The organism is Clostridium sp. (assembly GCF_034179595.1).
Lineage (GTDB): Bacteria > Bacillota > Clostridia > Clostridiales > Clostridiaceae > Clostridium.
On sequence record NZ_JAXFPT010000020.1, the window covers coordinates 1 to 8,480 of the forward strand.

7 protein-coding genes are annotated in these 8,480 nt (G+C 27.3%); all 7 read left to right on the top strand.

The genetic code is table 11. The annotated features are described in order from the left end of the window. Positions 1 to 226 precede the first annotated feature (226 nt). The 7 genes from galU (at position 227) to SPJ33_RS02350 (ending at position 8,393) form a co-directional block, all read left to right on the top strand. Positions 227 to 1,105 carry a UTP--glucose-1-phosphate uridylyltransferase GalU gene (galU, locus tag SPJ33_RS02320; protein ID WP_321116365.1) on the top strand — a complete coding sequence of 293 codons (879 nt, stop codon included), beginning with the start codon at positions 227 to 229 and terminating at the stop codon, positions 1,103 to 1,105. Positions 1,106 to 1,266: 161 nt separating this feature from the next. Next, entirely contained in the window at positions 1,267 to 2,988 is a 1,722-nt protein-coding gene (locus SPJ33_RS02325) for a phospho-sugar mutase (RefSeq protein WP_321116366.1), read from the top strand. A 196-nt stretch (positions 2,989 to 3,184) separates the two neighbouring features. After that, a complete protein-coding gene (locus SPJ33_RS02330) occupies positions 3,185 to 3,814 on the top strand; it encodes a VanZ family protein (RefSeq protein ID WP_321116367.1) in 630 nt (209 codons plus the stop codon). A gap of 213 nt (positions 3,815 to 4,027) precedes the next feature. Next, entirely contained in the window at positions 4,028 to 5,905 is a 1,878-nt protein-coding gene (locus SPJ33_RS02335; RefSeq protein ID WP_321116368.1) for a nucleoside-diphosphate sugar epimerase/dehydratase, read from the top strand. A gap of 25 nt (positions 5,906 to 5,930) precedes the next feature. Continuing rightward, positions 5,931 to 7,082 (top strand): DegT/DnrJ/EryC1/StrS family aminotransferase, encoded by a 1,152-nt coding sequence (locus SPJ33_RS02340; RefSeq protein ID WP_321116369.1) that lies wholly within the window; start codon positions 5,931 to 5,933, stop codon positions 7,080 to 7,082. 13 nt (positions 7,083 to 7,095) lie between these two features. Then, the gene (locus SPJ33_RS02345) at positions 7,096 to 7,695 is read left to right on the top strand and encodes a sugar transferase (RefSeq protein WP_321116370.1); all 600 of its coding nucleotides are present in this window, start codon (positions 7,096 to 7,098) and stop codon (positions 7,693 to 7,695) included. A gap of 17 nt (positions 7,696 to 7,712) precedes the next feature. Then, a complete protein-coding gene (locus tag SPJ33_RS02350) occupies positions 7,713 to 8,393 on the top strand; it encodes a YveK family protein (RefSeq protein WP_321116371.1) in 681 nt (226 codons plus the stop codon). The last annotated feature ends 87 nt before the right edge of the window (positions 8,394 to 8,480 follow it).

The following is an 8,480-nucleotide window of genomic DNA, read 5'->3' on the forward strand; positions in this document are numbered from 1 at the left end:
TTCTAATTTGTGATTATATTTATAATAATATTTTTATTAAAATAAGTATAAATAATCAATTAATAAATGTGATTATCCATGCAATATTAATTAGTATTTTATGTGTAATATTAATATTTATTTTATTTATTAGTATGAAAGAATTTAAAAGTCTATTAGTTATTTTAGATAATCAATTTATGTCAAAAATAAAAAAGAAAATTTTAAATAAGTAAGGATGATTTACATGAACAAAAAGATAAGAAAGGCAATTATACCAGCAGCAGGTTTAGGTACTAGATTTTTACCTGCAACAAAGGCTCAACCAAAGGAAATGCTTCCTATAGTTGATAAGCCAACAATTCAATATATTATAGAAGAAGCAATAGCATCAGGTATAGAAGAAATACTTATTATAACAGGAAGAAGTAAAAAGTCTATAGAAGATCATTTTGATAGATCAGTAGAGCTTGAACTTGAACTTTCAAAAGCAGGAAAAGATGAAATGCTTGAAATGGTTCATAATATATCAGAAATGGTTGATATACATTATATAAGACAAAAGGAACCAAAAGGACTTGGACATGCTATTCATTGTGCAAAAGCTTTTGTAGGGGATGAACCTTTTGCAATTTTACTTGGAGATGATATTGTATATAATGATGAAAAACCATGTTTAAAGCAACTTATTGATTGTTATGATGAGTATAAGACAAGTATACTAGGAGTTCAAACTGTTCCAGAAGAGAACGTATCAAAATATGGAATAGTTGATGGAATCCAAATAGAAGATAGAGTATGTAAGGTTAAAGGCTTAGTTGAAAAACCAAGTATTGAAGATGCACCATCTAATGTTGCTATACTTGGAAGATATATAGTTACTCCTAAAATCTTTGAAATTTTAGAAAGAACAAAACCAGGTAAAGGAAATGAAATTCAACTTACAGATGCTTTACTTGAACTTATAAACGAAGAAGCAATGTATGCTTATAACTTTGAAGGAAGAAGATACGATGTTGGAGATAAGCTTGGTTTCTTAGAAGCAACAGTTGAGTATGCTTTAAGAAGAGAAAATTTAAAAGAAGAATTTACAGATTACTTAAAACATATTTTAGAACAACAATAATTAAATATATAAATATTTAATAAGATATAATAAAAATCTTTAATTAAATTTTGCCTCAAAGACAAAATAGAGGAAATTTCTGTTTGTAACTTTGAGGCTTTTGTTTTAAAATATAAGAGTAAATAATTTTATATATAAATATAGAATAAGGGGAAGATGAGATGAATTATAAAGAAAAGTATAAAACTTGGTTAGAAAACGATTTATTCGATGAAAATACTAAAAATGAACTTAAAGAAATAAAAGATGAAAAAGAAATAGAAGATAGATTTTATAAAGACTTAGAATTTGGAACAGGTGGACTTAGAGGTGTTATAGGTGCAGGTTCTAATAGACTTAATATATATACAGTAGGTAAAGCTACAGAAGGTCTTGCTAGATATTTAAAAGATAAGTATAAAAATGAAGACATTTCTGTAAGTATTGCTTTTGACTCAAGAAATATGTCACCTGAATTTGCAGAAACTGCAGCTCTTGTACTTGCAGCAAACGGAATAAAGGCAAACCTTTTTGAATCTCTAAGACCAACTCCAGAATTATCATTTACAGTAAGAGAACTTAAGAGCAAAGCTGGTATAGTTTTAACAGCTTCACATAATCCAAAGGAATACAATGGATATAAGGTGTATGGCGAAGATGGAGGCCAAATGACAGATGAAGATGCAAAGGCTGTAATAACTAAAATCAATAATATTGAATATAAAGATATTAAAAAGATTTCAAGAGAAGAGGCATTAAATAAAGGCTTACTTAAAATTATTGGAGAAGAAGTAGATAAGAAGTTTATAGATACTTTAAAAGGACATACTATAAGAAAAGACTTAGTTAAAAACAATGCTAAGGACTTAAAGATTATATATACTCCAATTCATGGTACAGGCTTAATGCCAGTAACTAGAATATTAAAAGAACTTGGATATGAAAACTTACATGTTGTAAAAGAACAAGAAAAGCCAGATGGAAACTTCCCAACAGCTCCATATCCAAATCCAGAAGATCCAAAGGTATTTAAACTTGCTCTTGAAATGGCAGAAAAAATAAATCCAGATATAATATTTGGAACAGACCCAGATGCTGATAGAATAGGTGCAATAGTTAAGGATTCAAAGGGAGAATATCAAATACTTTCAGGAAACCAAATGGGAGTTTTATTAACTCATTATATATTAAGTTCTTACAAAGAATTAAATATGCTTCCAGATAACGGTGCAGTAATTAAGACTATAGTTACTACAGAAATGGTAAGAAACATATGTAAAGATTATAACGTAGAACTTTTTGATGTACTTACAGGATTTAAGTATATTGGAGAAATGATGACAGGATTTGAAAATACAAATAGTCATAAATTCCTATTTGGTTTTGAAGAAAGTTATGGATGCTTATTTGGAGATCATGCAAGAGATAAAGATGCTGTTATTGCAGCTCAAATGATTGCTGAAATGACTCTTTACTATAAGAGCCAAGGTTTAAGCCTTTACGAAGCATTTATGAAACTTTCTGAAAAATATGGATACTATAAAGAAAGCTTAGTTTCAATTGAACTTAAGGGTAAAGAAGGTCAAGAAAAGATACAAGCTTGCTTAGATTCTTTAAGAAAGAATCCTATAAAAGAAGTAAATGGAGTAAAGGTTAAAACTTTCTTTGATTATAAAGAATCAATAGAAAAGGATTTACAATCAGGACAAGTTAGTGAAGTAAACTTACCTAAATCAAATGTTCTTAAGTATATACTTGAAGATGGTTCATGGTTTGTTGTAAGACCTTCAGGAACTGAACCTAAGATAAAGATTTACTTATCTGTTGTTGGTAATTCTTTAGAAGACTCAGAAAAGAAAAATGAAACATTTAAAAAGAATGTTATGGATATAATAAACCTATAATTTTAAAGTATGGGTTAAGGCGATACTATTAATTTAGTATCGCTTTATTTTTTTATTAATAATAAGTTATTTTTTAAAAATTAAAGTATTTCTTAAAAAATCATTAAACTCATTTAAAAATAATAAAAAAAGGGTATAATTACTTGTATAGTAATTAAAGACAAAAAATACAATAAATGATAGGAAGTAAATATATATGGATAAAGAAATAGTAAGAAAGAGGTCTAGAAAATCTAGAAGAAATAATAGTTTAGATGTTTTAAGCAAGGAAATGATAATACTCTTATCTGTAATCATTGCTACGGTAATTAATGTAGGAATTATAATACCTTTTTGGGGTAGCCTTAGATATGAAACGAATATATATATTCAATCTGTCTTTATAACTCTCACAGTATTTTTAATTTATATTATGTTTAATGTAATTTTAAATAATGAATCAGTATTTTGCTATATAGATAATTTAATGATTATATATTTTCTATTTATAATTGGAGTTACATTTTTTAAGAGCAGTTTATCTTCAATGAGTTTTTGTTTTAATCCATTTACTACATTTATAGGGTTTTTAAAAGAAGGTTCTCCTTTTGCAATTGTAAATATATTAGGAAATATAGCTATGTATATGCCTTTTGGCTTTTATTTTAGACATAAATCAAGATATCCAGATAAATCTCTTATAAGGTTATTTATCATATATATTGTTATAGTTGAGTTTACTCAAGGATTAACTAAAACAGGAAGTTGTGATACCAATGATATGCTTGTAAATACTATTGGATTTGTAATTGGATTAAAATTATATAAGTACTATCTAAAAACCTAGTTGCATAACTAGGTTTTTTTATTATATAAATAATATTTTAAAAAATATATATTAAATAACAAAAGGAAAATATTAGGAATAAAGTAGAATTTTGAAGAATGATTTTTATTAAAAAAAAATAAATAATATGTTAAAATTTTGAATAAGAAGTTAACGATATAAATTTGTGATTAATTTCATATAATATAGGAACTGATAAATAGGAGACTGAAAATGAACAAGATAAGAAAGTGGAGGATAGAAATATTAATAATATTAGATATTATATCAATAATATTGTCATATATATTTGCATTTTTTGTTAAATTTGGTATGAATGTATCAAGTGGTTATATACATAGATATACAAGGATAATGCCTTTGATAATAATACTTTATTTAATTCCATTATCAATATTTAAAATGTATAGAAGTCTTTGGAGCAATGTAGGAATAGATGAAGTTTTAAATGGATTAATAGCATGCAATATAGGAACATTACTAACTTACATATTCAATAAAGTACTTAATTATCAAATTCCATTTTCAATACAATTAGCAAGCGGGATATTTATATTCTTCTTAATAACATGTTTAAGGGTTTCTTATAGGGTATATAGACATATTGTAATTTATGAAATAGGAAAAAATTTAAATTATAAAAAAAGGGTATTAGTTATTGGAGCAGGTTCTTGCGCTCATATTGTAATTGATGAGATGTTTAAAAATAAAGAAATGAATATGATGCCTGTTGGAATAATAGATGATAACAATATTAAAAAAGGAACTTTCTTAAGAGGTGTAAAAGTTTTAGGGAATAGAAAAGATATAAAGAAAATAGCTAAAGAGAGAAGAGTAGATTTAATTTTAATTGCAATATCAAAAATTTCAGCAAAAGATAAAAAAGAAATTTTAGAAATTTGTCAACAAACTAATATAAAAACAAAGGTTATACCTGGAGTTTATGAAATAATGGATGGACAAGTTAATCTTACAAAAATGAGAGATGTAAATTTAAAAGATTTGCTTGGAAGAGAAGAGATAAAACTAGATAAAGAATATGTAGGATCTTATTTAGAAAATAAAGTTGTATTAGTAACAGGTGGAGGTGGCTCTATAGGGTCAGAGCTTTGCAGACAAATTTCAAGATTCAATCCTAAAAAGCTTCTAATATTAGATATTTATGAAAATAGTGTATACGATCTTCAAAATGAGTTGAGCAGAACTGTACCTAATATAGAAAAGATTGTGATTATAGCATCTGTAAGAGATAGAAAAAGAATGGCAAATATATTTAAAAAGTATAAGCCACAAGTTGTATTTCATGCGGCAGCTCATAAGCATGTACCATTAATGGAGAATAATCCAGGAGAAGCTATAAAAAATAATGTTGTTGGAACATTAAATACAGCAGAACTAGCAAGTAATTATGGAGCTGAAAGATTTGTGCTTATTTCAACAGATAAGGCAGTAAATCCAACTAATATTATGGGAGCTAGTAAAAGACTTTGTGAAATGATAATTCAAGGATTAAATAAGAAAAGTAGCACAGAGTTTGTTGCAGTAAGATTTGGTAATGTACTTGGAAGTAATGGATCTGTAATACCTTTATTTAAGAAGCAAATAAAAGAAGGGGGACCTATTACTTTAACTCATAAAGATATAACTAGATATTTTATGCTTATACCTGAAGCAGTTCAATTGGTTCTTCAAGCTAGTGCATATGCTAATGGTGGAGAAATATTTGTATTAGATATGGGATCTCCTGTAAAGATATATGACTTAGCAGAAAATCTTATAAAACTTTCAGGGCTTAAGCCATATGAAGATATAGATATAAAAATTACTGGGCTTAGAGAAGGAGAAAAGCTTTATGAGGAGCTTCTTATGAGCGAAGAAGGTCTTGAAAAAACTCCACATGAAAAGATATTTATAGGAAGACCGGGAGATTTTGATATAAATGAGTTGAAAAAAGATATATCAGAATTATTAGATTTTGCTATAAGTGAAAATGAGTACTTAATTAGAGAAAAGATGAAGGATATAGTTCCAACTTATGTAGAAGTGAATTATGAAAATAATATAGAAGAAGCAGCAATATCAGTAGAATAATCTATAGTTTTAGGGGGAGAGTAATTTGAATAGTACAAAAAACAAGAGAATATATTTAGCATCTCCGCATATAGGAAGTTTGGAAAAAAAGTTTGTAGATGAAGCATTTGATACAAATTGGATAGCACCACTTGGAAAAAATGTAGATAATTTTGAAAAGGAAATTTCAGAATATATAGGAGCAAAAAGTGCTGTTGCATTAACATCTGGAACATCTGCTATTCATATGGCATTAAAAGCTATTGGAATAAAAAAAGGTGATAGAGTTTTTTGTTCCTCACTTACTTTTGCAGCAACTTGTAATCCTATTATATATGAAAATGCAGAACCAATATTTATAGATTCAGAATATAATTCGTGGAATATGTGCCCTAAAGCTTTAGAGAAAGCATTCATTGAATGTGAAAAAGAAGGAAAGCTTCCTAAAGCATTAATAGTAGTACATCTTTATGGACAAGCAGCGGATATGGATCCTATAAGAGAGCTTTGTAAAAAGTATAATTGCAAAATAATTGAAGATGCAGCTGAGGCACTAGGTGCAACTTATAAAGGAAAGTATTTAGGTACAATTAGTGACTATGGAATATTTTCATTTAATGGAAATAAAATAATAACTACATCAGGTGGAGGAATGCTTGTATCAGATAATACAGAAATGATAGAAAAGGTTAGATTCTGGAGCACTCAATCTAGGGAAAATGAAAGGCATTATGAGCATAAAGAGCTTGGATATAACTATAGAATGAGTAATGTGGTAGCTGGTATTGGAAGAGGTCAGCTTAGAGTTTTAGATGAAAGAATAAATAAGAAAAAGGAAATATTTAATCTTTATAAAAAGGGTTTTGAAGATATTGAAGACATAGAAATGATGCCAATATGTAGTTATGGAGAACCTAATTACTGGATAAGTACAATTTTAATAAAAGAAGATTCTAAGGTTACTCCATTGGATATTATATTAGCTTTAGAAAATGAAAATATTGAATCAAGACCTATATGGAAACCAATGAATATGCAGCCATTTTATAAAGATTATAAATTCTTCAGTATTAAAGAAAATGGAGTTTCTGTAGGAGAAGATATATTTAAAAGGGGAGTATGCCTTCCATCAGATACTAAAAATACAAAAGAAGATATGGAGAGAATAATTAATATAATAAGAAATTTATTTAAGTAGTGGAGAAGAAAGTATGAATAAAATAAAAAGAAGTTTTGATATTATATTTTCACTTACAGTTTTAATAATGTTATCTCCTATATTTTTGATAATAGCTATACTTGTAAAAATTAAACTTGGAGGCCCTATATTTTTTGTGCAAGAAAGAATTGGTATGTATAATAGACCATTTAAAATGTATAAATTTAGGACAATGAGAGATACAAAAGATTCAAGTGGGAATTTACTTTCAGATAATGAAAGGTTGACTAAGTTTGGAAAAATTTTAAGGAGTACAAGCTTAGATGAACTTCCAGAATTTTTTAATATTTTAAGAGGAGAAATGAGTTTAATAGGACCAAGACCATTACTTCCAAAGTATCTTCCATTATATAGTGGAGAGCAAATAAAAAGACATAATGTACTTCCAGGACTTACAGGATGGGCCCAAATTAATGGGAGAAATAGTATATCATGGACTGAAAAATTTGAACTTGATGTATGGTATGTAGAGAACTGGAGTTTAAAACTCGATTTAAAAATATTTTTTTTAACAATAGTTAAAGTAATAAAGCGAGAAGATATAAATCAAGAATCAACAGTTACTATGGAAGCTTTTAATGGTAATAATTAATCTTTAAGGAGAAAAAAATGGAAGAGAGAATTATCGAATTTAATCAAATAATGTATTTATTTAAAAAATACTACAAAATATTAGTATTAAGTATAGTAATACCAACTACATTAGCGACTTTATATGCTTTTAAAAATATGAGACCAACATATAAAGCAACTATAAAAGTATTTGCAGGTAAGTCAGATGATATACAAGGTAATTATTCAACAGGAGAATTATCAACATATGCTGGGCTTGTAAATACTTATGTTCAGTTAATAAGAACAGATAGTTTTATGAATAAGGTAATAAATAAGGCTGGACTTAATATGTCTCCAGGTCAACTTATATCAGGAGTTGCATTTTTAACATCTGCAGATACTCCTATATTTGATATAAGCTATGTATCAGGAGATTATGAAACAGCAGAAAAGGTAGTTAAGACCATAGCTGATGAGTTTGCAGTAGGAGTAAGAGAAATAATATTAAATACTCATACAAAGGTTATAGATGATGTAAAGGTTAGTACTATAAGACCTAAAAAAACTAAATTTATTTTATTTGGATTTTTTGCAGGATTAATAATAGGTATAGGAATAATTTTCCTTATAGATTATTTAGATGATACTATTAAAGGAAAGAAGGAACTTGAAAAAATACTTCCTATACCAGTACTTGGTGAACTTCCATTAGAGAAGGAGATGATGAAAAAATGATTTTTACGAAAAAATTTCCAAAGTCTATTACAGCAGAGTGTTATAGAAATATAAGAACAGGTTTAGAATATTCATCTATAGATAAAA

What these genes read in the sequence shown, in the direction of transcription:
- galU (WP_321116365.1), top strand. Translation starts at nt 227, where the DNA reads ATGAACAAAAAGATAAGAAAGGCAATTATACCAGCAGCAGGTTTAGGT.
- SPJ33_RS02345 (WP_321116370.1), top strand. Translation starts at nt 7,096, where the DNA reads ATGAATAAAATAAAAAGAAGTTTTGATATTATATTTTCACTTACAGTT.
- SPJ33_RS02350 (WP_321116371.1), top strand. Translation starts at nt 7,713, where the DNA reads ATGGAAGAGAGAATTATCGAATTTAATCAAATAATGTATTTATTTAAA.
- SPJ33_RS02335 (WP_321116368.1), top strand. Translation starts at nt 4,028, where the DNA reads ATGAACAAGATAAGAAAGTGGAGGATAGAAATATTAATAATATTAGAT.
- SPJ33_RS02330 (WP_321116367.1), top strand. Translation starts at nt 3,185, where the DNA reads ATGGATAAAGAAATAGTAAGAAAGAGGTCTAGAAAATCTAGAAGAAAT.
- SPJ33_RS02325 (WP_321116366.1), top strand. Translation starts at nt 1,267, where the DNA reads ATGAATTATAAAGAAAAGTATAAAACTTGGTTAGAAAACGATTTATTC.